2 protein-coding genes are annotated in these 1,144 nt (G+C 40.9%); both read left to right on the top strand.

What is annotated here, in order from left to right:
- On the top strand, positions 1-187 hold a 187-nt coding region (locus ACTQ34_RS17995; protein WP_441364968.1), incomplete at its 5' end, for a hypothetical protein.
- Positions 188-237: 50 nt separating this feature from the next.
- Positions 238-1,005 carry a class I SAM-dependent methyltransferase gene (locus ACTQ34_RS17990; RefSeq protein ID WP_002586626.1) on the top strand — a complete coding sequence of 256 codons (768 nt, stop codon included), beginning with the start codon at positions 238-240 and terminating at the stop codon, positions 1,003-1,005.
- Positions 1,006-1,144 lie beyond the last annotated feature (139 nt).

Genomic DNA, 1,144 nt, shown 5'->3' with positions numbered 1-1,144 from the left:
TGGCGAGATTCCCGCCCGCTGTATACAGGCATACCGTACTGATCTGGCCTTTTACACCAACGGGCGGAGCGTATGCCTTACAGAGCTGAAAGGATATCAGGCCGCTGTCGGTCAGCCGGTCATCCAGCCCCGCCGTCCAAACAGCCGCCTGGACAAGGTGCGCCATATGTTTCAGAAGGTAATGTAAAGATACATAATCGTCAAGACGGCAACAATCAGAAGTTATGGAGGGTAACAATGGAATATAGTAAGGAAGATTTAATGGAAGCAAAAAAGCAAATTTGGGGAGTGGGAGAGAACATGGGAACAGAGGAAAGTAAAAAAATCTGGGAGGAGAACGCACAATTTTGGGATAATGCAATGGGTGACGAATCTAATGAATTTCACAGAGAGGTAGTGCGTCCCAAAGTAACGGAACTTCTATCTCCTAATCCTGCGGATTACATTTTGGATATTGCGTGTGGCAATGGAAATTATTCTTCGTATCTTGCACAAAGAGGCGCTTCGGTTGTCGCTTTTGATTACAGCAAAAAAATGATAGAATTGGCTAAAAGACGGCAATCACAATATGCAAAACAAATTGAATTTTGTGTGGCGGATGCGACCGATAGAAAAAGTATATTAGAATTAAAAAGAAATCGAGCCTTTACGAAAGCAGTTTCTAATATGGCAATTATGGATATTACGGATATTGAACCACTTCTTATGGCTGTTTATGAACTGTTGCAGGAAAGCGGAATTTTTGTCTTTGCAACGCAACACCCTTGTTTTGTCACGTTGACTGAAAAATATATGACACCGCACAGTTACTATGATATAGCGATTGAAGGGCAACCGAAAGAGCAGATTTATTATCATCGTTCCATACAAGATATTTTTAACCTTTGTTTTAGAGCTGGATTTGTCATTGATGGATTTTATGAAGAATGTTTTAAAACCAACAAAGAAATTCCTATGGTAATGATAGTAAGGCTTAAGAAGGTAAAACGTGATAGCTTAAAATAAATTCAAGTTTGTCGGGTAAATAGCAAACCCAGCCGAGCCAGTCAACGGTCAAGATGAACGGCGCATTGAAGTGCTCCCCAAAAGTTGGACAAAAGTTATGCGGCAAAGCCATTTTGAATTCTGTATTGGACAGGACTTA

Source organism: Agathobaculum sp. LCP25S3_E8 (assembly GCF_052117165.1).
GTDB lineage: Bacteria > Bacillota > Clostridia > Oscillospirales > Butyricicoccaceae > Agathobaculum.
This window is presented reverse-complemented; position numbering and strand designations above follow the sequence as displayed.